Annotated in this window: 24 protein-coding genes; 14 read left to right on the top strand and 10 right to left on the bottom strand. The window is 72.5% G+C overall.

Annotated features, from left to right (window positions below; all coding sequences use genetic code 11):
* The first annotated feature begins 6 nt into the window (after positions 1-6).
* Both NV263_RS08725 and NV263_RS08730 read left to right on the top strand, forming a co-directional pair.
* Positions 7-780: an SDR family oxidoreductase gene (locus NV263_RS08725; RefSeq protein WP_263252060.1), complete on the top strand. Its 774-nt coding sequence runs from the start codon at positions 7-9 to the stop codon at positions 778-780.
* Between the two features lie 107 nt (positions 781-887).
* The gene (locus NV263_RS08730; RefSeq protein WP_263252061.1) at positions 888-1,517 is read left to right on the top strand and encodes a TetR/AcrR family transcriptional regulator; all 630 of its coding nucleotides are present in this window, start codon (positions 888-890) and stop codon (positions 1,515-1,517) included.
* A 130-nt stretch (positions 1,518-1,647) separates the two neighbouring features.
* Here the strand turns inward: NV263_RS08730 and NV263_RS08735 are convergent, their stop codons facing one another.
* The 4 genes from NV263_RS08735 to NV263_RS08750 all read right to left on the bottom strand — a co-directional run bounded on the left by NV263_RS08735 (position 1,648) and on the right by NV263_RS08750 (position 5,358).
* Complete coding sequence (locus NV263_RS08735) at positions 1,648-2,721, bottom strand: NAD(P)H-dependent flavin oxidoreductase (RefSeq protein ID WP_263252062.1); 1,074 nt, start codon at positions 2,719-2,721, stop codon at positions 1,648-1,650.
* The gene (locus NV263_RS08740) at positions 2,718-3,461 is read right to left on the bottom strand and encodes a CoA-transferase subunit beta (protein WP_263252063.1); all 744 of its coding nucleotides are present in this window, start codon (positions 3,459-3,461) and stop codon (positions 2,718-2,720) included. The genes NV263_RS08735 and NV263_RS08740 overlap by 4 nt, the downstream gene beginning before the upstream one ends.
* A gap of 281 nt (positions 3,462-3,742) precedes the next feature.
* Positions 3,743-4,603: a CoA transferase subunit A gene (locus NV263_RS08745; RefSeq protein WP_263252064.1), complete on the bottom strand. Its 861-nt coding sequence runs from the start codon at positions 4,601-4,603 to the stop codon at positions 3,743-3,745.
* Positions 4,588-5,358: an enoyl-CoA hydratase family protein gene (locus NV263_RS08750; RefSeq protein WP_263252065.1), complete on the bottom strand. Its 771-nt coding sequence runs from the start codon at positions 5,356-5,358 to the stop codon at positions 4,588-4,590. The genes NV263_RS08745 and NV263_RS08750 overlap by 16 nt, the downstream gene beginning before the upstream one ends.
* A gap of 92 nt (positions 5,359-5,450) precedes the next feature.
* On the opposite strand from NV263_RS08750, the gene NV263_RS08755 reads away from it, so the two are divergent.
* Positions 5,451-6,230, top strand: coding sequence for an SDR family oxidoreductase (locus NV263_RS08755; protein ID WP_263252066.1), 780 nt, complete (start codon positions 5,451-5,453; stop codon positions 6,228-6,230).
* A complete protein-coding gene (locus NV263_RS08760) occupies positions 6,230-7,129 on the top strand; it encodes an SDR family oxidoreductase (RefSeq protein ID WP_263254132.1) in 900 nt (299 codons plus the stop codon). The genes NV263_RS08755 and NV263_RS08760 overlap by 1 nt, the downstream gene beginning before the upstream one ends.
* 67 nt (positions 7,130-7,196) lie before the next feature.
* On the opposite strand, the gene NV263_RS08765 is transcribed toward NV263_RS08760, so the two are convergent.
* From NV263_RS08765 to kstR, 4 genes are all read right to left on the bottom strand, one after another.
* On the bottom strand, positions 7,197-7,799 hold the full coding sequence (locus tag NV263_RS08765) for a cysteine hydrolase family protein (RefSeq protein WP_263252067.1): 603 nt from the start codon (positions 7,797-7,799) through the stop codon (positions 7,197-7,199).
* A 34-nt stretch (positions 7,800-7,833) separates the two neighbouring features.
* Positions 7,834-9,147 (bottom strand): MFS transporter, encoded by a 1,314-nt coding sequence (locus NV263_RS08770; RefSeq protein ID WP_263254135.1) that lies wholly within the window; start codon positions 9,145-9,147, stop codon positions 7,834-7,836.
* Between the two features lie 68 nt (positions 9,148-9,215).
* The gene (locus NV263_RS08775) at positions 9,216-9,659 is read right to left on the bottom strand and encodes a MarR family winged helix-turn-helix transcriptional regulator (RefSeq protein WP_263252068.1); all 444 of its coding nucleotides are present in this window, start codon (positions 9,657-9,659) and stop codon (positions 9,216-9,218) included.
* Between the two features lie 197 nt (positions 9,660-9,856).
* Positions 9,857-10,465: a cholesterol catabolism transcriptional regulator KstR gene (kstR, locus tag NV263_RS08780; protein WP_263252069.1), complete on the bottom strand. Its 609-nt coding sequence runs from the start codon at positions 10,463-10,465 to the stop codon at positions 9,857-9,859.
* Positions 10,466-10,623: 158 nt separating this feature from the next.
* Between kstR and NV263_RS08785 the strand changes: the two genes are divergently transcribed.
* The 4 genes from NV263_RS08785 to NV263_RS08800 all read left to right on the top strand — a co-directional run bounded on the left by NV263_RS08785 (position 10,624) and on the right by NV263_RS08800 (position 14,652).
* Entirely contained in the window at positions 10,624-11,880 is a 1,257-nt protein-coding gene (locus NV263_RS08785; protein WP_263252070.1) for a glycosyltransferase family 4 protein, read from the top strand.
* Between the two features lie 2 nt (positions 11,881-11,882).
* A complete protein-coding gene (locus NV263_RS08790; RefSeq protein WP_263254136.1) occupies positions 11,883-12,599 on the top strand; it encodes a class I SAM-dependent methyltransferase in 717 nt (238 codons plus the stop codon).
* Positions 12,592-13,674 (top strand): glucosidase family protein, encoded by a 1,083-nt coding sequence (locus tag NV263_RS08795; protein ID WP_263252071.1) that lies wholly within the window; start codon positions 12,592-12,594, stop codon positions 13,672-13,674. Before NV263_RS08790 ends, NV263_RS08795 begins: the two co-directional genes overlap by 8 nt.
* 144 nt (positions 13,675-13,818) lie before the next feature.
* On the top strand, positions 13,819-14,652 hold the full coding sequence (locus NV263_RS08800; RefSeq protein ID WP_263247972.1) for an IS5 family transposase: 834 nt from the start codon (positions 13,819-13,821) through the stop codon (positions 14,650-14,652).
* Between the two features lie 318 nt (positions 14,653-14,970).
* On the opposite strand, the gene NV263_RS08805 is transcribed toward NV263_RS08800, so the two are convergent.
* Positions 14,971-15,654: a class I SAM-dependent methyltransferase gene (locus NV263_RS08805; RefSeq protein ID WP_263252072.1), complete on the bottom strand. Its 684-nt coding sequence runs from the start codon at positions 15,652-15,654 to the stop codon at positions 14,971-14,973.
* A 114-nt stretch (positions 15,655-15,768) separates the two neighbouring features.
* Between NV263_RS08805 and NV263_RS08810 the strand changes: the two genes are divergently transcribed.
* The 6 genes from NV263_RS08810 to NV263_RS08835 all read left to right on the top strand — a co-directional run bounded on the left by NV263_RS08810 (position 15,769) and on the right by NV263_RS08835 (position 22,773).
* On the top strand, positions 15,769-17,886 hold the full coding sequence (locus tag NV263_RS08810; protein ID WP_263252073.1) for an acyl-CoA dehydrogenase family protein: 2,118 nt from the start codon (positions 15,769-15,771) through the stop codon (positions 17,884-17,886).
* 71 nt (positions 17,887-17,957) lie between these two features.
* Positions 17,958-18,998, top strand: coding sequence for an acyl-CoA dehydrogenase family protein (locus tag NV263_RS08815; protein WP_263252074.1), 1,041 nt, complete (start codon positions 17,958-17,960; stop codon positions 18,996-18,998).
* A 13-nt stretch (positions 18,999-19,011) separates the two neighbouring features.
* Positions 19,012-20,184 (top strand): acyl-CoA dehydrogenase family protein, encoded by a 1,173-nt coding sequence (locus NV263_RS08820; RefSeq protein ID WP_263252075.1) that lies wholly within the window; start codon positions 19,012-19,014, stop codon positions 20,182-20,184.
* A 20-nt stretch (positions 20,185-20,204) separates the two neighbouring features.
* The gene (locus tag NV263_RS08825; RefSeq protein ID WP_263252076.1) at positions 20,205-21,185 is read left to right on the top strand and encodes a bifunctional MaoC family dehydratase N-terminal/OB-fold nucleic acid binding domain-containing protein; all 981 of its coding nucleotides are present in this window, start codon (positions 20,205-20,207) and stop codon (positions 21,183-21,185) included.
* Positions 21,182-21,607: a MaoC family dehydratase gene (locus tag NV263_RS08830; RefSeq protein ID WP_263252077.1), complete on the top strand. Its 426-nt coding sequence runs from the start codon at positions 21,182-21,184 to the stop codon at positions 21,605-21,607. Before NV263_RS08825 ends, NV263_RS08830 begins: the two co-directional genes overlap by 4 nt.
* Positions 21,604-22,773: a lipid-transfer protein gene (locus tag NV263_RS08835; RefSeq protein WP_263252078.1), complete on the top strand. Its 1,170-nt coding sequence runs from the start codon at positions 21,604-21,606 to the stop codon at positions 22,771-22,773. Before NV263_RS08830 ends, NV263_RS08835 begins: the two co-directional genes overlap by 4 nt.
* A 239-nt stretch (positions 22,774-23,012) precedes the next feature.
* Here NV263_RS08835 and NV263_RS08840 read toward each other — a convergent pair whose 3' ends face one another.
* On the bottom strand, positions 23,013-23,213 hold the full coding sequence (locus tag NV263_RS08840; RefSeq protein WP_263252079.1) for a hypothetical protein: 201 nt from the start codon (positions 23,211-23,213) through the stop codon (positions 23,013-23,015).
* Positions 23,214-23,242 lie beyond the last annotated feature (29 nt).

Below are 23,242 nucleotides of genomic sequence, written 5' to 3' on the forward strand. Positions count from 1 at the left end.
GCGACCATGACCGAAGCCCCGCCCGCGCACGGCCTGCTCCGGGGCCGGACCGCGGTGGTCACCGCCGCCGCGGGCACCGGGATCGGCTCGGCCACCGCCCGGCGCATGATCGAGGAGGGCGCCGCCGTGCTGATCTCCGACCGGCACGAGCGCCGGTTGGCGGAGGCCCGCGACGAGCTCGCCGAGATCCCCGGCGCCCGGGTCGTCGCGGTGCCCTGCGACGTCACCGACGAGCAGCAGGTGGAGCGCTTGTTCGAGGCGGCGACCACCGAGTTCGGCCGCCTGGACGTCCTGGTGAACAACGCCGGGCTGGGCGGTACCGCGTCGATCCTGGACATGACCGACGAGCAGTGGAGCCGGGTCCTCGACGTCACGCTCAACGGCACGTTCCGCTGCACCCGCGCCGCCGTCCGGTTGTTCCGCGAGCAGGGCGGCGGGGGAGTGGTGGTCAACAACGCCTCGGTCGTCGGCTGGCGCGCCCAGGCCGGGCAGGCGCACTACGCCGCCGCCAAGGCCGGGGTCATGGCGCTGACCAGGTGCGCGGCGATCGACGCGGCGCACCTGGGCGTGCGCATCAACGCGGTTGCGCCCAGTCTGGTGATGCACCCGCACCTCGCGAAGGTGACCGACGAGCAGACCCTGGCCGAGTTGACCGCGCGGGAGGCGTTCGGGCGTTCCGCGCAACCGTGGGAGGTGGCCAACGTGATCGTGTTCCTGGCCAGCGACTACTCCACGTATCTGACCGGTGAGGTCGTCTCCGTCAGCAACCAGCACCCGTAGCCGTGCGGTCCGCGCCGCAGTCGCACCCGCCGCCCGACCAGCACCCCCGCCAGGCGCTCCGCGCCGCAGTTGCAAGTGCCCCGGAACCGGTTTGAGAGGATGACGTCGTGGTAGCTACCAAGCGCTTGTCCACGCGCGGCCGGGCGGGCCGGGAGTCCGGCGGCTCCGAGCGGCGCGCCGAACTGCTGGCGATCGCCGCCGAGCTGTTCGCCACCCGCGGCTTCCTGGCGACGACCGTGCGCGAGATCGCCGACGAGGCGGGGATCCTCTCCGGCAGCCTGTACCACCACTTCGACTCCAAGGAGTCGATGGCCGAGGAGATCCTGCGCGGCTTCCTGGAGGAGCAGAAGCAGGCGTACGAACAGGTGTTGCGGGAGAACGACGATCCGCGCGAGGCGATCGCCGAGCTGATCCGGGTCTCGTTCCGGGCGATGCAGCGCGACCGCGCGGCGATCGCGATCTTCCAGAACGAGTCGCAGTACCTGTCCCAGTTCGACCGGTTCGCGTTCCTGCGGCAGTCCGCCCACGACTTCGAGCGGCTGTGGACGCGGGTCCTGCAGGACGGCCAGCGGCGCGGCGTGTTCCGCACCGACCTCAACGTCAGGCTGGCCTACCGCTTCATCCGCGACATGGTCTGGACGACCGTGCACTGGTACAACCCGCGCGGCAAGCTGACCGCCAACGTGATCGCCGAGCAGTACATCCAGATCCTCTGCGAGGGCATCGTCGCGCAGTGACGACTGATTTCTTCCGTGTTCTTCTTGGGTGGCGGTGCAGGTAGCGAGACCACTCACCGAGAAGAGAAAGCGGCTGGCGCCGCTTGCCACGCCTGTTCCGGGAGCAGGTTCAAAGGCAGGTACTCAGCGCTCATGGTTGGTGCACGGCGGTGGAGCGTTCGCGGAGGATCCGGGCTGCTTCGGTGACGATTCCGTCGATGAGTTCCGCGCAGCTGGGGAGTTCGTCGATGACGCCGACGGCCTGCCCGGCGGGCAGGATTCCGGCGTCGGGGTGGCCTTCGACCAGTGCGGACCTGATCAGCATCGGCGTGTTGGCGGCCAGCAGCAGCCGGCTGAACGGCAGCCCGTGCGCGCGGCGCATCGCCAGGCCATCGCCGATCATCCGCCGCCAGCTCATCCCCGTCAGGGACCGGAAGGCGACCGCCTGCCGCAGCGCGTCCGGCAGTCTGCGCAGCAGGCTCCGCGACTCCGCCGAGTCGGTCAGCGCGGTGCGCAGCATCCGGTGCGGCAGCCCGTCGACGCGCGAGGTGACCACCGTGTCGTTGACCGACGCCGCCAGGTACGCCTGCTTGACCTCGCGGGGCACGGCGCTGTCCGAGGTGAGCAGGAACCGGGTGCCCATCGCGATCCCGGCCGCCCCGTAGCACAGCGCGGCGGCGAGCCCGCGGCCGTCGAAGAAGCCGCCCGCGGCGATCACCGGGATGTCCACCGCGTCGACCACCTGCGGCAGCAGCAGCGTGGTGGCCACCGAACCGGTGTGCCCGCCGCCCTCGCCGCCCTGCACCAGCACGGCGTCCGCGCCCCAGCCGGCGACCTTCTCGGCGTGCCGCCGCGCGCCCACCGACGGGATCACCACGACACCGGCGTCCTTGAGCTTGCCGATCAACCGCTCGCTGGGCGCGAGGGCGAAGGAGGCGACCGCGACCCGCTCGCGGATCAGCAGGTCCACCCGCTCCTCGGCGTCCCCGGCGTCGGCGCGCAGGTTCACCCCGAACGGCTGGTCGGTGCGGGACTTGACCTCGCGCACCGCCTCGGCCAGCTGCGGCAACGTCATCGTGGCGGAGGCCAGGACGCCCAGCCCGCCCGCCTCGGCCGTCGCCGACACCAGCCGCGGACCGGCGACCCAGCCCATCCCGGTCTGCACCACCGGGTGGCGGACTCCGGTCAGCTCGCACAGCGGGGTGGTCAGCACTCGCGAGGTCATGCCGGGACCTCCTGGTCGCGCAGCTTCGCCGGGTCGAGCACGTCGCGGATCAGCTCCAGCTCGTGCTCGGTCGGCAGCCGGGTCTGCTCGACCTCGTCGACGACCAGCGGGAACCCGGTGCGCTCCTGGACCTCCTCGACGGCGACCCCGGGGTGCACCGAGCGCAGCCGCATCGCGCCGTCCGGACCGGTGAAGTCGAGCACGGCCAGATCGGTCACCACCACCCGCACGTCGTGGAAGCGAGCGCCCGCCCGGCGCGCCCGGTCGTGCCCGACGCCGGAGACGAGGTCCACGGACTCGACGAAGATCCGCTTGCTGTGCCGGGCGACCCAGTAGTTGGTGGTGTGGTTGACGGTGTTGCCCGGCGCCCCGCGCACGCCGATCAGCTGCACCTTCGGCCGGTCCCACGGGCCGATGCGGGAGATGTTCTGGTTGCCGTACCGGTCGAGCTGGCTGGCTCCCATCATGACCCGCCGCTGCCCGCCCGCCACCAGGTCGAGGACCCGGCGGTAGGGCATCCAGCCCTCGGTGGTCCCGTCCGCCTCGGCGCCCAGCGGGGTCGGCTCGGCCAGCAGCACCGCCTCGCCGTCGGTGAGCAGCAGGTCGGGCGCGGTGGTCAGCCGCGCCAGCCGGGCGCCCAGCCCGGGGATCAAGCCGATCGGCGAGGCCAGCACCTCACCGGCGTCCCGCCAGGTGTCGGCGCAGGCGACCGTGCAGATCTCGGCACGCGTGATGTCCATCGGGCCTCCCTGGTGAAAGGTGGAACTCGTTGTGCGTGGCGGTGCCGGTGGCGGAACCTCAGCGGCCCGCCCGTCACCCGACCACCACCCCCACGGAGGCGCTTCGCGCCACAGCCACATCGGCTCCGGGAGCCCCTCCTGATGTATGCCCAATACACGGCGGAGGGGCTGTCCTCGCGAGACGACCGCTGAGAACCCGCGGCGGTGCCGGTTGCGAGACCGCTCACCGAAAGAGAAAGCGGCTGGTGCCGCTTGCCACGACTCTTCGGCGACCAAGGTCCTCAGACTCCCGCCGCCTTGGCGTGGAAGGCGTCCACCGCGGCCTGGTAGTCCTGCTCGTCGCCGTCGAGGAACTCGGCGCGGAAGGCGTCCCAGTCCTCGGCGCTCGCCGCGTACCGGCGCTGGAACGCCTCGTCGCGCCCGTAGTCCGGGGCGCAGCTGGTGAAGTGCGCCCCGCGGGGCGTCTCCACCACGCCGGTCGGGTGGATGCGGTTGATCAGCAGCGACTGCACCGGGCCGGACTCCAGCAGTTCCTCGGTGGGCACCACCCGCTCGCAGCTGACGAAGCTGCGCCGCGCCGCCGCGCACATCAGGTCGTCGAAGTACGGGTCCGGGCCGAGGTACTGGGCGTTGCCGCGGCGGTCCGCCCGGTTCATGTGCACCAGCGCCACGTCGAGTTCCAACGCGGGCATCGCCACCAGCTCCTCGCCGTCGTCGTACGGGGAGACGACGGTGCGCAGCTGCGGGTTGAGCGCCATGACGTCCGAGCCGATCCCGGCCCGGGTGGGCAGGAACGGCAGGCGCGCGGCGGCGGCGCGCAGCCCGGTGAGCACCATGCCCTCGTCGTACTCGGAGACCTCCGGTCCGCCCTGCTGGCGGGCCGCGCGGAAGTGCGGGTCCAGCGGGATCGAGTCCAGCGACACGAACCCGTACACGACGCGCCGGACCTTGCCCGCCGCGCACAGCAGACCCACGTCCGGTCCGCCGTAGGAGACGACGGTCAGGTCCCGGAGGTCCGAGCGCAGGATCGCGCGCACCAGCGCCATCGGTTTGCGGCGCGATCCCCAGCCCCCGATGCCGACGGTCATCCCGTCGCGCAGTTCGGCGACCACCTCGTCCACGGTCGTCAACTTGTCCGCCACTGCGCCCCCTCGTGTCCGTCGCGGACGAATGCGTCCCGGGCCCGGTCGGAGACCCCGGTGAGGTTGAGTTCGAAGGTGAAGCTCTGCTCGAAGCGGTAGCTGCGGTTGACGTCGACCGGGTCGATGCCGTTCAGCGACGCCTTGGCGGCGCGGATCACGGTCGGTTGCTTCCCGGCGATCTCGGCGGCGAACCCGAGCGCGGCGTCGTCGAGGGCGTCGCGTTCCACGACCTCCCAGACGGATCCGTAGTGGTGCAGCTGCCGCGCGGTCGCGGTCCGCCCGGTGTAGAACATCGCGCGCATCGCGTGCTGCGGTACCAGCCGGGCCAGGTGGGTGGCCGCGCCGAGCGCGCCCCGGTCCACCTCGGGCAGACCGAACGTGGCGTCCTCGGAGGCGATGATGACGTCGGAGTTGCCGACCAGCCCGATGCCGCCGCCGAGGCAGAACCCGTGCACCGCGCTGATCACCGGCACCGGGCACTCGTAGACCGCCTTGAACGCCTCGTAGCAGCCGCGGTTGACCTCGACGAGCTTGTCGTGGCCGGGATCGGCGGAGATTTCCTTGATGTCCACCCCGGCGTTGAAACCCCGGCCCTCCGCCCGCAGCACCACCACGCGCGTGTCCGGGTCGGCTCCGGCACCGCGCACGGCTTCGGCGAGTTCGAACCAGCCTGCCACGGGCAGTGCGTTCACCGGCGGGTGGTCCACGGTGACGACCACGATTCCCGGCTCGTGGCGCGTTTCGCGTGTGCCCATCTGCACCTGCCAAACCTAGCACTTGTTTGGTTTGGTTGTTACCGTAGCAACACCGCCGAACGTGCCGCCAGCACCGCAGAACGGGAGGCCCGATGGCCGTCGAGATCGACCTGTCCGGCCGCGTCGTGCTGGTGACCGGTGGGACCCGGGGCATCGGCGCCGGGATCGCGGAGGTCTTCCTGCGCGCCGGGGCCGAGGTGCACGTGTGCGGCCGCCGGCCCCCGGAGCGGATGCCCGAGCACGCCGGGCGGACGGCCCGGTTCGCCTCCGCCGACGTCCGCGACCCCGAGCAGGTTTCCGCGCTGGTCGACGGGATCGCCCGGGAGTCGGGCCGGTTGGACGTGCTGGTCAACAACGCGGGCGGCTCCCCGGCGGCGGACACCGCGTCGGCGTCGATCCGCTTCCACCACAAGGTGATCGAGCTGAACCTGGTCGCACCGCTGCTGGTCGCGCAACGCGCGCTGCCGCTGCTGGCCGACAGCTCCGGGTCGATCGTCATGATCAGCAGCGTGTCGGCGCGGCGGCCCTCCCCGGGCACCGCGGCCTACGGCGCGGCCAAGGCCGGGCTGGACAACCTGACCGCGACGCTGGCGCAGGAGTTCGCGCCCCGGGTGCGGGTCAACTCGGTCACCGTCGGCCTGGTGCGCGCCGAGGACCAGCCCGAGCACTACGGGGCGGATGCGGACGAGATGGCCCGGGTGGTGCCGATGGGGCGGCTGGCCGAACCCGCCGACGTCGGCGGCGCGTGCCTGTTCCTGGCCTCACCGCTGGCCCGGCACGTCACCGGTTCGTCGGTGACGGTGCACGGCGGCGGGGAGACCTCGGCGTACCTGACCGCACTGCGGTCCGAAGTGGACGGAGGAGAGCGGTGATCTGCGAAGGCAGCGTCGTCATCGTCACCGGCGCGGCGCGCGGACTGGGTCGCGCGCACGCCCTGGAATTCGCCCGCCAGGGCGCCAAGGTCGTGGTCAACGACATCGGCGTCGCGCTCGACGGCACCGGCGGGGACGACCAGCCCGCGCACCGGGTCGCCGAGGAGATCCGCGCGCTGGGCGGGCGGGCCGTGGTGCACGGCGCCGACGTCGCCGACTGGGCGCAGGCGCGCGATCTCGTGGCGTGCGCGGTGGAGACGTTCGGCCGGCTGGACGCGTTGGTCAACAACGCCGGGTTCGTCCGCGACCGGATGTTCGTCAACCTCTCCGAGCAGGAGTGGGACGACGTGGTCCGGGTGCACCTGAAGGGCCACGCGGCGACGCTGCGCCACGCCGCCGAGCACTGGCGCGGGCGCGCCAAGGCGGGCGAGCAGGTGCGGGCCCGGGTGGTCAACACGACGTCCGGCGCGGGCCTGCTCGGCAGCGTCGGCCAGACCAACTACGCCGCGGCCAAGGCGGGCATCGCGGCCCTGACCGTCAACACCGCGGCCGAACTCGGCCGCTACGGCATCACGGTCAACGCGATCGCCCCCTCGGCGCGCACCCGGATGACCGAACAGGTCTTCGCCGACGCGATGGCCCGCCCGGACGACGGCGCTTTCGACGCCATGTCCCCGGAGAACGTCTCCCCGCTGGTCGTCTGGCTGGCCAGCCCGGAAGCGGGGGACGTCACCGGCCGGGTCTTCGACGTCCAGGGCGGCTGCATCACCGTCGCCAACGGCTGGTCCTGGGGACCGTCCCAGGACGCCACCCGCCGCTGGCGACCGGACGAGATCGGCCCGGCGATCCGCGACCTGTTGGCCAAGGCCCCGGCTCCGGAGCCGGTGTACGGGGCGTGAGCCTTCAGCGTTCGAACTCCTCGCGGCTCAACGACGACCGGCGCACGTGTTCCACTGCCCGTTCTTCTCAGGCACCTCCGCCCAGCACGGCGTCGAGATCGGCGGTGGTGATCGGGGTCGCCTGGCGGGGCAGGACGCGTTCGGTGAGGAAGGCGTGCACCTCGGGGTCGGGGTCGGCGCAGGCGTCGGTGAGCACGAGGAGCCGGTAGTCGCGGTCCGCGGCGTCGCGGGCGGTGGACAGGACCACTCCGCTGGTGGAGATGCCGGCGAGGAGCAGCGTCGTGATGCCGCGGTCGCGGAGCTGCTGGTCGAGGTCGGTGGTGGAGAACGCGCCGACCCGCGTCTTGCGGACGACGATGTCCTCCGGGGCGGGTGCGATCCGATCGTGGATCGCGGTGGCGGGTGAGTCGACGTGCATGGTGGCGCGCCGTTCCGGGGTGAGGGCGGCGGCCATCGGGCTGGTCTCGGGCATCGCTGCGTAGTCGGCTTCGGTGAAGGCGACCCGGACGTGCCCGACGTGCCCGCCGTGGCCGCGCACGGTGCTGATGGCGTCCGCGGCGCGGGCCAGCAGGGGCGCGGGTTCGGGCAGCAGGCCGACGATGCCGTTCTGGTAGTCCATCACCAGCAGCGCGGTGCGTCGCGGGTCGACGGTCGGAGTTGTCGCGGACAACGGGATTTTCCTTCCTGTGGCGGAATTGTCGGGGTCAGGTGGTGGCCGCGCGGCCGCGCAGCGAGCGGTCGGCGACGGTGACGAGCAGGAACAGGCCGCCGACGACGAGCAGCAGCGCGGCCAGGTGGTGCAGGCCGGTGGTGTCGGCGGTGCGGCCGTAGCAGGCGGCCTGGGCGGCGGAGGCGGTGATCGCGCCGAGGTAGCCGGCGGTGCGCAGCAGTCCGGCCGACGAGCCGATGCGGTCCGGATCAGCCTGCTGGTACACCGCGTTCTGCAGGGCGAGGCCGTTGAGCCCCTGGGGGATGCCGAAGACCAGGGCGATGATCACCAGCAGCCAGATCCCGCTGCCGCGGTCCAGCAGCAGCATCAGGGCGCAGGCGACGAGCTGGGCGGTGGCGCCGACGACGAGCTTGCCGCGGATCTCCTCGTGGCGTCCGGTGACGGCGGAGACGACGATCGCGGTCGCGAACACCGGGAGCTGGACGAGCCCGGCCGCGCTGGCGGACAGGCCGCGACCGCTCTCGATCCACTGGGTGTAGCCGTAGAGGAAGGCGTAGCTGACCACGTAGGCCATCAGCGCACGCGCGTAGGTGGTCAGCAGCGGCCGGTTGCCGCCCAGCGTCCGCAGGTCGATGAACGGGTTCGCGGCGCGCAGTTCCCGCACCGCGAACGCGGCGGCTCCCACCGCGGTGAGCACGAGCAGGTACCAGCCGGACGTGCGCGGGTGCATCAGGAACAGCAGCAGGGCCACGAGGGTCCCGGCGAACAGCGCCATGCCCGGGACGTCCAGATCGACCCGCCGACGTTCGGGGAGCGGGGTTCTCGGCAGCCGCCGCGCGCCGAGGACCAGGGCGACGAGCGCGAGCGGGATGTTGACCGCCAGCGTGGTCCGCCAGCCGCCCAACCCGATCAGCAACCCGCCCAGCGGCGGGCCGACGACCGCGACCGTCTGGGTGGACACCGCCAGCGCGGTCAGCACGCCCGCGGGGCTGTGCCGACCGGTGCGCTCGGCCTCGTCCCGGATCATCCGCATCGCGGCCGGATACCCCGCGCACGTGCCGAATCCCAGCAGCACCCGGGCGGCGATCAGCACCCCGAGGTTCGGCGCGAGCGTGCCGAGCACCCCGGCCGCGCCCACCAGTCCGGCCGCGGTCAGGAACAGCCGCCGGGGTCCGTGCACGTCGATGAGCCGTCCGACGACCGGTTGCCCGACCGCGGTGGCCAGGTACAGCGCCGACACCAGCCACGCCGTGGCGGTCGGCGGTGCTCCGAAGGCGACGCCGATCGGCACCAGCGACACCGCGATGATCGAGGAGTTGACCGGGTTGAGTACCGCGCCCGAGATCATCGGGGCCAGCAGCCGGCGGTCGAATCCGCCGTCGTGGCCGGCGAAGCGCGCGCGGAGCCGCGCGGGGATCACTCCCGCACCAGCCGGTCCAGCAGCTCCAGCGCCTCGATGATCCGTTCGCGCTCGGCCTCGGTGTAGCGCTCCTGCATGGCCCGGGTCAGCCACTCCTCGCGGGTGGCCCGAGCGCCTTCGGCGTGCTCGCGACCGGCCGCGGTCAGCGTGATCACCTGGCGGCGGCCGTCCTCGGGGTCGGGGCCGCGCTCGACCAGCCCGCGCTCCCGCAGGGCGGACAGCGTGGCCGCCATCGACTGCGGCCGGACCCGTTCCGCACCGGCGAGCACGCTCGCCGACGACGGACCTTCCTTCACCAGCCGGGCCAGCACCGACGTCTGGGAGGCGGTCAGCTCCTCGGTGGCGGCGACCTCCTTCAGGCGGCGTCGCAGCCTGCCGAACAGCACCCGCAGACCGCGGGCCGCGGACACCGCGCGGTCGGACACGTCGCTCTCGCTCATGCCCTCACGCTAGGATCGTCAGTCCAGACTGTCAAGTCTGACCTGAACAGTTCAGGCTGACCAATTTCGGCGCGAACCGGTCCCGGTGCGCCCGCGCGAAGGAGCACTGTGGACCCGCCGACGTGGACGTGCCCGGGCGCGGGGCCCGGGCACTGCGCAGTCGTGATGTCGTTGTCCCGCAACCGGTTCCGCCGGAATCAGGTCAGCAGCAGCCGGACGGTGAGTTCCAGTCGGTTGGAGACGTCCGAGGCGGACGCCCGGCGGGTCACCCAGGCGACCAGGTTGGACAGCCAGACGTCGCCGATGACGCGGGCGACCGCCTTCTGCTCCTCGGTGGGCTCGTCCTCGGTCATGGCGCTGGTGAACAGCCGCTCCACCAGGGTCGCCACCGTGTCGACCTCGCTGGCCGCCGAGGTGTCGGCGAACATGAACGCCCGCGTCATCGCCTCGGTCAGCTGCGGGTTGCGCTGCAGGGCGCGGGTGGTGCGCCCGAGCACGAACATGACGCGCTCGTAGGGGTTCTCGCCGGGGATCCTGGTGCGCTCCAACTTGTCCAGGGAACGCTCGAACTCCCGGGCCAGGCCGGTGACCAGCAGGTGGATCTTGGACGGGAAGTACCGGTACAGGGTCCCCAGCGCCACGTCGGCTTTCTCCGCGACGGTGCGCATCTGCACCGCGTCGTAACCGCCCTTGCTGGCCAGCGCGATGGTGGTGTCGATGATCCGCTTGCGCCGTTCGTTCTGGGCCGTGGAACCGGTCTCGTCGTCCCGGAGCGCCTGCAGGACGCTGCGCGAGGTGCTTTCCATGCGGTCGGTCCCCTCAACGTTCCGCCGCGAAGAGCGTGTTCGTCGCCACGCGGCTCGGTGGTCGACCACTCTTACGGGTTAAGGTGATCGACGTGGTTCGGATCGAAACATGTTCCAGTCTAACCGGCTCGCGTGCGCCCGGCCGTGTGAGGTGAACCGTGCGAATCGCACTGCTGTCCTACCGGAGCAAACCGCACTGCGGCGGGCAGGGCGTCTACGTCCGCCACCTCAGCCGCGGGCTGGCCGAACTGGGCCACCACGTCGAGGTGCTGTCCGGGCAGCCGTACCCGGAGCTGGACCCCGGCGTCGACCTGACCCGGCTGCCCAGCCTCGACCTCTACAACGACGCCGACCCGTTCCGCACCCCGAACTGGCGGGAACTGCGTGACGGCGTCGACCTGCTGGAGGTCGGCACCATGTGGACCGCCGGGTTCCCCGAACCGCTCACCTTCAGCCTGCGGGCCGCGCGGCTGCTGCGCGCCCGCGCCCACGAGTTCGACGTCGTGCACGACAACCAGTGCCTCGGCTACGGACTGCTCCAGCTGCAACGGGCGGGGTTTCCGCTGGTCGCGACCGTGCACCACCCGATCACCCACGACCGCCGGGTGGAGCTGGCCGCCGCGAGGGGCTGGCGGCGGATCGGCGTGCGCCGCTGGTACGGGTTCGCGCGGATGCAGGCGCGCGTCGCCCGGCGGCTGCCGCGGCTGCTCACCGTGTCGCGCTCGTCGGCCGACGACATCAGCCGCGACTTCGGGGTGGGCCACGACCAGCTGCGCGTGGTGCCGCTCGGCGTGGACGCCGAGGTGTTCCGGCCACCGGCCGAACCCCGCGTCCCCGGCCGCATCGTCGCCATGGCCAGCGCCGACACGCCGATGAAGGGCGTCGGCACGCTGCTGGAAGCGGTCGCCAAGCTGCGCACCGAACGCGCCGTGGAACTCGTTCTGGTCGCCAAGCCCACGCCCGGCGGACCGACCGAGCAGCTCATCGACGAACTCGCCATCGGCGACGTGGTGCGCACCGTGCACGGCCTCAGCGACGCCGACCTCGCCGCGCTGCTCGGCTCCGCCGAGGCCGCGTGCGTGCCGTCGCTGTACGAGGGGTTCTCGCTGCCGACCGTGGAGGCCATGGCGTGCGCGACGCCGCTGGTCGCCAGCCGGGCCGGCGCGATCCCGGAGGTCGCGGGCGCCGACGGCGAGTGCGCCGACCTGGTGCCGCCCGGCGACGCGGAGGCGCTGGCCCGGGCGTTGGGCGGCTTGCTGGACTCGCCGGAGCGCAGGCAGCGGCTCGGCGAGGCCGGTCGGCGGCGGGTGCTCGCCCGCTACAGCTGGAAGTCCGTGGCGGCGGCGACCGTCGACTGCTACGCGGAAGCGATCGAGCGCGCGGGGCGCGCGAGGAAGGGAGTGGCCCGTTGCTGACGGTGGACTTCGACAGGCTCGGCGTGCAGCCGGGACAGCGGGTGCTGGACCTGGGCTGCGGCGCCGGGCGGCACGCCTTCGAGCTGTACCGGCGCGGCGCCGACGTGGTCGCCTTCGACCAGGACGTCGACGAGCTGGAGAACGTCTCGGCGATGTTCGCCGCGATGAAGGCCGAGGGTCAGGTGCCCGACGGTGCCGAAGCCACGACCGTCGCCGGTGACGCGCTCGCCCTGCCGTTCCCGGACGAGCACTTCGACTGCGTGATCGCCTCGGAGATCATGGAGCACGTCCCCGAGGACGAGAAGGCCATGCGCGAGCTGGTGCGCGTGGTCAAGCCCGGCGGCCGGGTCGTGGTCACCGTGCCGCGTTGGTGGCCGGAGAAGATCTGCTGGGCGCTGTCCGACGCCTACCACGAGGTCGAGGGCGGGCACGTGCGGATCTACACGCACGACGAACTCGTCGGCAAGCTCCGCGACGCCGGTCTGCGCCCGGCCTTCCACCACCACGCGCACGCGCTGCACTCGCCGTACTGGTGGCTCAAGTGCGCCGTCGGCACCGACAACGACGACCACCCGCTGCCCAAGCTGTACCACCGGCTGCTGGTGTGGGACCTGATGCGGCGGCCGTGGATCACCCGCACCACCGAGCGCTTGCTCGACCCGGTGCTCGGCAAGAGCCTCGCCGTCTACCTGGGCAAACCGGGACGGTCTCGTGCCTGACGTGCCGGAGGTGCCCGGTGTGCTCGACGCCGCGGAGGTCGTCGCCACCGGCCGGTCGATCGCCGCTGCGCAGGAGGAATCCGGTGCGGTGCCGTGGTTCTCGGGCGGGCACGTGGACCCGTGGGACCACGTGGAGTCGGCGATGGGCATGGCCGTCGCCGGGCTGGTGACCGAGGCCGAGCGGGCGTACGAGTGGCTGCGCACCACGCAGCGCCCGGACGGTTCGTGGCCGTTGCAGGTCCGCGACGGGCGGGTCGAGGACGAGGGCGCGGACACCAACTTCTGCGCCTACCCGGCCGTCGGGGTGTGGCACCACGTGCTGCTGACCGGGGACGAGGCGTTCGCCGAGCGGATGTGGCCGGTGGTGCGCGACGCCATCGACTTCGTGCTCACCGCGCAGCGCGAACGCGGCGAGATCGACTGGGCGGTGGGGGCGACCGGCGAGCCGGCCGGCGAAGCACTGCTGTCCGGGTGTTCCAGCATCCACCACAGCCTGCGCTGCGCGTTGGCCCTGGCCGAGCACCTGGGCAGGCAGCAGCCGAGCTGGGAGGTCGCGCTCGGCCGGCTCGGCCACGTGCTGCGCCGCCACCCCGAGGCGTTCACGCCGAAGGGCCGCTACTCGATGGACTGGTACTACCCCGTGCTCGGCGGCGCGGTGCGCGGCGCGGACGGCGCACGGCGGATCGCCGAGCGGTGGGCGGACTTCGTGGTCGACGGGCTCGGCATCCGGTGCGTCGACGACCACCCGTGGGTGACCGGCGCGGAGACCTGCGAACTGGTGCTCAGCCTCGACGCGCTGGGCGACCGGGACCGCGCCCGGGAACTGCTGGCCGCCATGCAGCACCTGCGGGACCCGGACGGTTCGTACTGGACCGGCTACGTCTACGCCGACGGCAAGCGCTGGCCGGAGGAGCGCACCACCTGGACGGCCGCGGCGGTCGTCCTCGCCGCGGACGCCCTGTCCCGCACGACCCCGGCCAACGGCATCTTCCGCGCCGACACCCTGCCCACGGGCCTGCCGCTCGACAACGTCCCCTGCTGCGAACTGGAGGACGTCCCCAGGGTCGGCCGTTGAGCTCGTTGTGCGTGGCGGTGCCGGTGGCGGAACCTCAGTGCCTGTCTTTGATCTTGGGGGTACCCGGGGGCGGGTATGAGAGAGGGCCTTTGCTAGTGATCGTGACAGCACATCAAGATCGACACAGCAAAGGCCCGATCCGCTTTGTACACCACCGCGCCGGCTGCCGGCTCGACGGCCCGTGCCCGCCGTTACCCCTCGGACACCACCGACGCCGAATGGGCAGTGATCGAGCCCCTGCTGCCCGCCCCGGCCTGCCGCACCTGCAGCGGAGGGCGTCCGGAAAAACACCCCCGCCGGGATGTCGTGGACGCGATCCGCTACTTCGTCGACAACGGCTGCAAGTGGCGGGCCCTGCCCGCCGACTTCCCGCCCTGGAAGACCGTCTACGGGTTCTTCACCCGCTGGAGCCGCGACAACATCGTCCTGGGCCTGCGCGACAGGCTGCGTGAGCAGGTCCGCGCCCGCACCGACCGCCACCGCACCCCCAGCGCCGGGATCATCGATTCCCAGTCGGTGCGGGCCGCCGAAACCGTCGGCCGCCACACCCGCGGTTTCGACGGCGGAAAAAAGATCAACGGCCGCAAACGCCACATCGCCACCGACACCCTCGGCCTGCTGCTGGGCGTGTCCGTGACCGCCGCCCACATCACCGACCGCCGCGGCGCCGAACTCCTCCTGCGCTACCTCCACACCCGCCACCCACGCCTGGAACTGGTCTTCGCCGACGGCAACTACAGCGGACGCCTGACCACCTGGACCCAGGCCGCCCTGGGCATCACCCTGCACATCGTCCGCAAAATCGCCGGACAAACCGGCTTCCACGTCCTGGCCCGCCGCTGGGTCGTCGAACGCACCCTGTCCTGGATCACCCAAGCCCGCCGCACCGTCCGCGACTACGAACGCCTCCCCGCCCACTCCGAAACCATCATCAACTGGGCCGCCATCACCCTCATGACCCGCCAACTCACCACCTAACCCAAGATCAAAGACAGGCACTCAGCGGCCGTCTCGGCTCCGGGAGCCCCTCCTGATGTATGCCCAATACACGGCGTCGGGGCTGTCCTCGCGAGACGCCCGCCCGTCGCCCGACCACCGCCCCCCACGGAGGCGCTGACGCGCCGCTGTGCCCATCGGAGAACCCGCGGCGGTGCAAGTTGCTTGCGTACTCACCGAAAGAGAAAGCGGCTGGCGCCGCTTGCCACGACCCTTCCGCGAGCAGGTTCAAAGACAGGCACTGAGTCTGAGGTTCCGCTTCTGGCACCCGCCACGCAAAACGAGTTCAACGGCAAGTCCTCAGGGCAGCGTGCCGGGGGTTCCTGTGGTGCGGCGCAGGACGCGCAGCGAACCGGTGACGCCGACCTCCTCGAAGACGCCGGTGTCCAGGGCGCGCCGGTAGACGCGGTAGGGGGCCTGGCCGCCGTCCTCCGGGTTCGGGAAGACGTCGTGGATGACCAGGGCGCCGCCCGGCGCCACCCACGGCGCCCAGCCCTCGTAGTCGGCGGTGGCCGCCGCGTCGGTGTGGCCGCCGTCGACGAACAGCAGCGCCAGCGGGGTGCGCCAGAACGCGGCGACGTCGGCCGAGCGGCCGACGATCGCGGTGACCTCGTCCTCCAGGCCGGCGGTGGCGATGGTGCGGCGGAACTCGCCGAGGGTGTCCAGCCGGCCGGTGTGCGGGTCGACCAGCTCCGGGTCGTGGTACTCCCAGCCGGGCTGGTGCTCCTCGGAGCCGCGGTGGTGGTCGACGGTGACGATCCGGCCGCCGGTGTGGCGTGCCGCGGCACCCAGGTAGACGGCGGATTTCCCGCAGTAGGTGCCGATCTCCACGCCGACCCCGGTGCCCAGGTGCTCCAGCGCGGCCCGGTGCAGCGCCACGCCCTCCTCGACGGGCATGAATCCGGTGGCGCGCTCGGCGAGGTCGAGCAGGTCCGCGGGGATCGGGGGCTGCTGCTGGTGGTCGGTGGCCGATCCCGGCGTCACGTGCGTCCTCCTCGACAGGGTGCGGGTGTCGCCCGTGAAGAGTACCCGCTGAACGTTCCGGTTTCGCTAGAACTTGTTCTATTATCCCGGTGCAGTCGAGGCGAGGAGGCGGGTGTGCCGATCGCGATCACCGACGAACGACGGGCTCTGCAGGAATCGATCCGGGACTGGGCGGGGGACCGCGGCGTCGGCGCGGTCCGCGATCTGGAGACCACCGCACCGGTCCCGTGGCACGAGACGCCGAGCTGGCGGGAACTCGCCGACATCGGGGTGTTCTCGCTGCTCACCGACGAAGCGGGTACCACCGAGGACCTGGCCGTCGCGCTGGAGCAGACCGCCGAGCGGCTGGTGCCCGGCCCGGTGCTGTCCACCGCGCTGGCGGTCGCCCTGCTCCGCGGCGAACCCGCGGCGGCGGACCTGGTGTCCACACTGGCCGGTGGCGGCGCCTCGGCCGCGGTGGCGCTGGGGCCGGGCGGACTGACCGCGCAGCCGCACGGCGACGGCTACCGGGTGTCCGGCTCGGTGGCGCTCGTCGGCGCGGTGGGAGTCTCGGATCTGCTGCTGTGCGCCCGGGAACGGGACGACGAGGTGTGGTTCCTGCACCGCGCCGACACCGAGTCCCGGGAGTCGGTGGACTTCTCCCGCCCGGTGGGGCGGATCGCGTTGCACGAGGCGGAAATCCCCGCGAAGGCGGTGATCCCGGGGTTGTCCGGGCGCCGGGTGGCCGAACTGGCGGTGACGCTCGCGGCGGCCGAGGCGTCCGGGGTCGCCGACCGCTGCCTGCGGGCGGCCGTGGAGCACGCCCGCACCCGCGAGCAGTTCGGCCGCCCGATCGGTTCCTTCCAGGCGGTCAAGCACCTCTGCGCGCGGATGCTGTGCCGGGCCGAGCAGGCCGCGGCGCTCGCGTGGGACGCGGCGCGCGCGGTCGACGAGGCGCCCGACGAACATCCGCTCGCCGCCGCGGCGGCGGGTGCGGTGGCGCTGGACGCGGCGGTGGACAACGCGAAGGACTGCGTCCAGGTGCTCGGCGGCATCGGCTTCACCTGGGAGCACGACGCCCACCTGTACCTGCGGCGCGCGCTGGCGCTGCGCCAGTGGTTCGGCGGTTCGGCCCGGTGGCGACGCCGGGCGGCGGAACTGGCCCTGGCCGGGAACCGGCGCTCGCTGCGCGCCACCGACGGGCTGCCGGAGCAGCGTCGCCGGGAGATCCGCGACGCGGTCGCGCGGATCGCCGAGGCTCCCGGCCCGCAGCGGCGGGCGCGGCTGGCGCAGACCGGCTACCTCGTGCCGCACTGGCTGCGGCCCTACGGACTCGGCGCCGACGCGGCCGAACAGCTGGTGATCGACGAGGAGCTGGAGCGCGCGGGCGTGGCGCGGCCCGACCTGTTCATCGGCGCCTGGGCGGTGCCGACGATCCTGGAGCACGGCACGCCGGAGCAGCGGGACCGGTTCACCTGGCCGACGCTGCGCGGCGAGATCACCTGGTGCCAGCTGTTCAGCGAACCGGAAGCCGGATCCGACCTGGCCGCGCTGCGCACCCGGGCCCGCCGGGTGGACGGCGGCTGGGTGCTGTCCGGGCAGAAGGTGTGGACGTCGCTGGCGCACGAGGCGGACTGGGCGATCTGCCTGGCCCGCACCGATGACGATGTCCCCAAGCACAAGGGCATCAGCTACTTCCTGGTCGACATGACCAGCCCGGGGATCCAGGTGCGGCCGCTGCGCGAGATCACCGGTGACGTGCGGTTCAACGAGGTGTTCCTGGACGACGTGTTCGTGCCCGAGGACTGCCTGGTCGGCGAACCCGGCCAGGGCTGGCGGCTGGCGCGCACCACGCTGGCCACCGAACGGGTGGCGATCAGCGGCGGCACGGCGCTCGGCGAGGAGGTCGAACGGCTGCTCGCGCTGGCCCGCGAGTCGGACGAGCACACCGAACGCGTGGGCTCCCGCGTCGCGGAAGGGCTGTCCGGGTCGGTGCTGCGCCTGCGCTCGGCGATGCGCCGGATCCACGGGCAGAACCCGGGCGCGGAGTCCAGTGTGGAGAAGCTGCTCGGCGTGCAGCACCGCCAGGAGGTGGCGGAACTGGCCGTCGAGCTGCTCGGCTCCGACGCCGTCGAGTGGTCGGACGCGGTGCACGACCTGCTGCTCACCCGCTGCCTGAGCATCGCCGGGGGCACGACGCAGGTCCTGCTCTCCGTGGTGGCCGAGCGGTTGCTCGGGCTGCCGCGCGACTGAGGCGGGTTGCGCGCGCGTCGGCATCGGTACTAGAACAGGTTTCACAAATCAGCTCCCGTGGGGCAAGTGAGATGGACTTCGCTCTCGACGAAACACAGCAGGCGGTACGTGATCTCGCGGCCGAGATCCTGCGCCGCGAATCCGGCAACGGTGATGGAACGCGTTATGACGAGTCGGCGTGGAAGGCGCTGGCCGACGCGGGACTGCTGTCGCTGGCGGTGCCGGAGTCGCACGGCGGCGCCGGGCTCGGACCGCTGGAGACGGCCCTGGTGCTCGGCGAGGTCGGCCGGGCCGCCGCGCCCGTCCCGGCGTTGAGCACGCTGGCGTTCGGCGTCCTGCCGATCGCCCGGCACGGCAGCCCCGCCCAGCTCGGCCTGCTCGACGAGCCGACGCGGGTGTTCACCGCCGCGCTCAACGAACCCTCGGCGCCGCTGCCGCGCCGCCCCCGCACCACCCTCGGCGGTGACGGGCGGTTGCGGGGCACCAAGACCGGCGTGCGGGACGCCGACCTCGCCCACCGCATCCTGGTGTCGGCGAGCACGCCCGACGGGCCCGCGATCGTGCTGGTCGACCCGGCGGCCGACGGGGTGGCGGTGCTGCCCGCACCGGCGGCGGACGGGCCCGAGCAGGTCGTGGTCCTCGACGGCGCGGTCGGCGAACCCCTCGGCGGAGCCGAGGTCGTCGAGGACGTGCACGCGTGCGCGGTGGCGGGCATCTGCGCCCTCGGCGACGGGGCGCTGGCCGGGGCGCTCGACCTCACCGCCGAGCACCTGCGCACCCGGCACCAGTTCGGCAAACCCCTCGCGGCGTTCCAGGCGGTCGCCCAGCAGGCCGCCGACCTCTACGTCAGCGCCCGAACGCTGCACCTGGCCGCGCTGTCCGCGTGCTGGCGGCTGGCCACCGGCCGGGACGCGGGCGAGGACCTCGACGTCGCCGCGTGGTGGCTCGCCGAGCAGGCGCCGGTGGCGGCGCGGACCTGCCACCACCTGCACGGCGGGCTCGGGCTGGACATCACCTACCCGATGCACCGGTACTCCGCGCTGCTGGGCGACCTCGCCCGGATCGCGGGCGGTGCCGAGCACCGCCTCGACCTGCTCGCCGCGCGCGTCTGAAGGGAGCACGCACGTGTTCATCGATCTCACCGCCGAACAGCGGGCGTTGCGCGACGAACTGCGCCACTACTTCGGAACGCTGATGACCAGCGCAGAACGCGAGGAGATGTTCGTCGACCGGCACGGTCCGGCGCACCGCGACGTGGTGCGGCGGATGGGCCGGGACGGGTGGCTCGGCGTGGGCTGGCCGGTGGAGCACGGCGGGCGCGGGTTCGGCGACGTCGAGCAGTTCCTGTTCGCCAACGAGGCGTCCCGCGCCGACGTGCAGCTGCCGTCGGTGACGTTGCAGACCGTCGGCCCCACGCTGCAGGCGTACGGCACCGAGGAGCAGAAGTCCTTCTTCCTGCCGGGGATCCTGGCCGGGCGGATCCACTTCGCCATCGGCTACACCGAACCCGACGCGGGCACCGACCTGGCGTCGCTGCGCACCACGGCGGTGCGCGACGGCGACGACTACGTCGTCAACGGGCAGAAGATCTTCACCACCGGCGCCCAGGACGCCGACTACATCTGGCTGGCCTGCCGCACGAACCCCGACGCGCCGAAGCACCGCGGCATCTCGATCCTCATCGTCGACACCCGCGACCCCGGTTACTCGTGGACGCCGATCATCACCTGCGACGGCGCCCACCACGTCAACGCGACGTACTACAACGACGTGCGGGTCCCGGCGTCGATGCTGGTGGGCGAGCAGGACGAGGGCTGGAAGCTGATCACCACCCAGCTCAACCACGAGCGCGTCATGCTCGGCCCCGCCGGGCGCATCGCGGGTATGCGCGCCCGGGTGCGGGACTGGGCGGCGCAACGCACCGGACCGGACGGCACGTCGCTGCTCGACCGCCCGGACGTGCGCCGGGCGCTCGCCCGGGCGCGCGCCGTCGAACGCGTCAACGAGCTGCTGAACTGGCAGGTCGCCGCCGCCGCGGCGGCGGGACCGGTCGAGATCGCCGACGCCTCGGCGACCAAGGTCTTCGCCGCGGAGCGGATGCAGCAGGTGGGCGCGGACCTGGCCGAGGTGGTCGCCCGCCACGCCGATCCGTCCGAACAGGACACCGCGGAACTGCTGCGCTGGTTGGACGTCCAGAACAAGCGCAACCTCGTGCTCACCTTCGGCGGCGGCGTCAACGAGGTCCAGCGGGAGTTGATCGCCACGGCCGGTCTGGACTTGCCGCGCGTGCCGAGATGAGCGTCCGAAGTGGAGGAACGATGACCAGCACCACCAGTGCCGCCGAGGAGATCCCCGAGGCAGCGGAGCGGATCCGGCGGCGCGGGCCGAGTTCGCCCAGTCCCGCGCGGGATCCGGTGAACCTGCCGATGATCCACAACTGGGTGGAGGCCATCGGCGACCACAACCCCGTCTACACCTCCGAGCGGGCCGCCGCCGCCTCCGTCCACGGTGGACTGGTCGCGCCGCCCGCGATGGCCCAGGTGTGGACGATGCGGGGGCTGCACGGCGAACCCGCGCCGGACGATCCGCTGCACGCCATGATGGCCGAGCTCGACCGGGCCGGGTACGTCGGCGTCGTCGCGACCAACTGCGAGCAGACCTACCACCGCTACCTGCGGCACGGCGAGCACGTCGCGATGTCCTCCCGGCTGGAGGACGTCGTGGGGCCCAAGAAGACCGCGCTCGGCGAGGGTTGGTTCGTCACCACCCGGAGCACCTGGTACGTCGGCGACGAGCCGGTGGCCGAGATGCTGTTCCGCGTGCTGCGCTTCCGGCCGAAGCAGCGCCCGGCCGAACAGCCCCAGCAGCACAGACCCGAACCGCCACCGGTCACCGAGGTCATCCGGCCCGCGGTCAACGCCGACACCGCCTACTTCTGGGCGGGCACGGCCGCCGGGGAGCTGCGCATCCAGCGCTGCGCGCGGTGCGGGCTGCTGCGGCACCCGCCGGGGCCGATGTGCCCGGAGTGCGGTTCGGGTGAGCGGACCCACCTGGTCTCGGACGGCCTCGGGGAGGTCCACAGCTACGTCGTGCACCACCACCCGCCGGTGCCGGGCAAGACGTTGCCGCTGGTGGTGGCGTTGGTCGAACTGGACGAAGGAGTGCGGATGCTCGGTGAGGTGCACGGGGTCGACCCGGACGGCGTGGCGGTCGGCGACCGCGTCCGGGTGGACTTCCACCGCGTCGACGACGAGGTCGTGCTGCCGTGCTGGCGGCCGGTGGACGGGGTGGGCGCATGACGCTGCCGCGCACCCGCCCCCGCGACGAGGTCCGGGTCGGCGACGCGCTCCCCGAGGAGCGCATCGAGGTCACGCCCACGTTCGTGGTCAGCACCGCGCTGGCGACCCGCGACTTCCAGGACGTGCACCACGACCGGGACCTCGCGGTCGCCAAAGGGTCCGAGGACATCTTCCTGAACATCCTCACCACCACCGGACTGGTGCAGCGCTACGTGACCGACTGGGCGGGGCCGGAGGCCCTGGTCCGCTCGGTGTCGATCAAGCTCGGCGTCCCGTGCTACGCCCACGAGACGCTGACGCTGCACGGCCAGGTCCTCAACGCCGAGGACGAGGTGCTGGCCGTGGAGGTGTTGGGGCGCAACGGTCTCGGCACGCACGTGACCGCGACCGTGCGCGTGGTGCTCCCGGAGGTGGCGAGGTGAGCGGACTTCCGAAGGCGGCGATCGCCGGCATCGGCGCGACCGAGTTCTCCAAGGACTCCGGCCGCAGCGAACTCCGCCTGGCCGCCGAGGCGGTCCGGGCGGCCCTCGACGACGCCGGACTCCGACCGTCCGATGTGGACGGAATGGTGACCTTCACGATGGACACCAACACCGAGGTCGCCCTGGCCCGGGAACTCGGCGTGCCGGAGCTGAGCTTCTTCAGCCGCATCCACTACGGCGGCGGCGCGGCGTGCGCGACGGTGCAGCAGGCGGCGATGGCGGTGGCGACCGGGGCCGCCGAGGTCGTGGTGTGCTACCGGGCGTTCAACGAGCGGTCCGGGCGCCGGTTCGGGCAGGTGCAGGCCGGGCTCGCGGGCGAGCCGACCTCCACCGGGCTGGACAACGCCTGGTCCTACCCGATCGGCCTGGCCACGCCCGCCGCGCAGGTCGCCATGTTCGCCCGCCGGTACATGCACGTCTACGGCGCCACCAGCGAGGACTTCGGCCGCGTCGCGGTCGCCGACCGCAGGCACGCGGCGACGAACCCGAACGCCTGGTTCTACCAGCGGCCCATCACCCTCGAAGACCACCAGGCGTCGCGGTGGATCACCGAGCCGCTGCGGCTGCTGGACTGCTGCCAGGAGAGCGACGGCGCGGTGGCGCTCGTGGTGACCAGCGCCGAGCGGGCCCGCGACCTGGCGGGCAAGCCCGCCGTGGTCGCGGCGGCGGCGCAGGGCAGCGGGCCGGGCCAGTTCACCATGACCAGCTACTACCGCCACGACATCACCGGGCTGCCGGAGATGGGCGTGGTCGCGCGGCAGCTGTGGCAGCAGGCGGGCATCGGTCCCGAGGACGTCCAGGTCGGCGTGCTCTACGACCACTTCACCCCGTTCGTGCTGGTGCAACTGGAGGAACTCGGGTTCTGCGGGCGCGGTGAGGCGCGCGAGTTCATCGCCGACGGCGCGATCGAGCTCGGCGGCCGGTTACCGCTCAACCCGCACGGCGGGCAGCTCGGCGAGGCTTACATCCACGGCATGAACGGCATCGCCGAGGCCGTCCGCCAGGTCCGCGGCACCTCGGTCAACCAGGTCGACGACGTCGACCACGTGGTGGTGACCGCGGGCACCGGAGTGCCCACCAGCGGCCTGGTGCTCACCGCTGGTTGAGACTCTAAGAGCCTGTCTTGGGCTCGTTTTGCGTGGCGGTGCCGGTGGCGGAACCTCAGCGGCCGTCTCGGCTCCGGGAGCCCCGACATCATGTAGCCCCCTACACCACGTCGGGGCTGTCCTCGCGAGACGACCGCTGAGAACCCGCGGCGGTGCGAGCTGCGAGACCACTCACCGAAAGAGAAAGCGGCTCACGCCGCTTACCACGCCCCGTCGGAACCAAGTTCAAGGACAGGCACTCAGCACTCGCCGCCGCACTTGGCGCAGACTCGGCCTGCGCCGTCCTGCTTGGGGATGGGGGCGTGCCCGCCGCCTTCCGGGCATTCGTCGCTGCGGGGCGGGCCGTGGTCGACCGGGGCGAGGCGGCACGGCGTCCACGGGTGACCGGATCGCCGACCGCCGAGGACGACTTCCGCCTCGACGAGCACACCACCGTTCACCAGGAGAACGTAGCGCGGCGGCCCCGGCC

Origin of the sequence: Saccharopolyspora rosea, from assembly GCF_025643595.1 — a bacterium.
In the GTDB taxonomy this organism is placed as follows: domain Bacteria; phylum Actinomycetota; class Actinomycetes; order Mycobacteriales; family Pseudonocardiaceae; genus Saccharopolyspora; species Saccharopolyspora rosea.

Excerpts from the sequence above, each read along its gene's own strand:
- NV263_RS08725 (WP_263252060.1), top strand. The coding sequence starts at position 7 with ATGACCGAAGCCCCGCCCGCGCACGGCCTGCTCCGGGGCCGGACCGCG.
- NV263_RS08735 (WP_263252062.1), bottom strand. The coding sequence starts at position 2,721 with ATGACCTCGCGAGTGCTGACCACCCCGCTGTGCGAGCTGACCGGAGTC.
- NV263_RS08740 (WP_263252063.1), bottom strand. The coding sequence starts at position 3,461 with ATGGACATCACGCGTGCCGAGATCTGCACGGTCGCCTGCGCCGACACC.
- NV263_RS08750 (WP_263252065.1), bottom strand. The coding sequence starts at position 5,358 with ATGGGCACACGCGAAACGCGCCACGAGCCGGGAATCGTGGTCGTCACC.
- NV263_RS08755 (WP_263252066.1), top strand. The coding sequence starts at position 5,451 with ATGGCCGTCGAGATCGACCTGTCCGGCCGCGTCGTGCTGGTGACCGGT.
- NV263_RS08770 (WP_263254135.1), bottom strand. The coding sequence starts at position 9,147 with ATGATCTCGGGCGCGGTACTCAACCCGGTCAACTCCTCGATCATCGCG.
- NV263_RS08775 (WP_263252068.1), bottom strand. The coding sequence starts at position 9,659 with ATGAGCGAGAGCGACGTGTCCGACCGCGCGGTGTCCGCGGCCCGCGGT.
- kstR (WP_263252069.1), bottom strand. The coding sequence starts at position 10,465 with ATGGAAAGCACCTCGCGCAGCGTCCTGCAGGCGCTCCGGGACGACGAG.
- NV263_RS08815 (WP_263252074.1), top strand. The coding sequence starts at position 17,958 with ATGGACTTCGCTCTCGACGAAACACAGCAGGCGGTACGTGATCTCGCG.
- NV263_RS08825 (WP_263252076.1), top strand. The coding sequence starts at position 20,205 with ATGACCAGCACCACCAGTGCCGCCGAGGAGATCCCCGAGGCAGCGGAG.
- NV263_RS08830 (WP_263252077.1), top strand. The coding sequence starts at position 21,182 with ATGACGCTGCCGCGCACCCGCCCCCGCGACGAGGTCCGGGTCGGCGAC.